The sequence below is a fragment of the Vibrio sp. 1078-1 genome (assembly GCF_033340475.1).
Map to the genome: position 1 here is coordinate 1 of NZ_JAWOWM010000425.1, position 663 is coordinate 663.

Annotated in this window: 1 pseudogene; it reads right to left on the reverse strand. The window is 44.3% G+C overall.

Features of this window, described 5'->3' with window-relative positions:
* Nucleotides 1-663: pseudogene (locus R7190_RS27985) on the reverse strand (phosphoglucomutase/phosphomannomutase family protein); the annotation flags it as partial.

Sequence of the window (663 nt, forward strand, 5' to 3'; positions counted from 1 at the left end):
TAGTTAAACCACCAGAGCTTTCTCCACCAATCAGTGAGTCATCTGCTTCCATTTGCGAGCTGATGTGTTTGAAGCCCACTGGAACCTCAAAACATTTCTCACCGTGATCTTCGGCGATTTTGTCTAATAGGTGTGTTGTCGCGATGTTACGTACGACTGAGCCTTTCCAACCTTTGTATTTCAATAGGTAGTAATACAGAAGAATCAGCACTTCATTTGGATGAATGAAGTTGCCTTTCTCATCGATGATACCAAGACGGTCTGCATCGCCGTCAGTCCCAATACCGATGTCGTAGCCTTCTTGCTCGACAAGGTGCATCAAGCGGTACAGGGTCGCAGCACTTGGAGAAGGCATTAAACCGCCGAAGTCTGGGTTTTTTCCGTCGTTGATCACGTCTACTTCACAGCGACCGTTGATTAGGACGGTTTGTAGTGCGTTTTTCGCGACACCAAACATCGGGTCAATCAGCACACGAAGGTTGGCTTTTTTGATTGCTTCAATGTCGATAAAGTCGATGATTGAATCAACAAACTCGTTCATCGGGTTGATGATTTCAATTAACTTGTCTTCAACCGCTTGGTCAAAATCGACACTTTTCACATCTTGTGCGGTAAGTGTCGAAATTTGAGTTTCAATTTTCTCGGTAATGATTTCATCTGCAT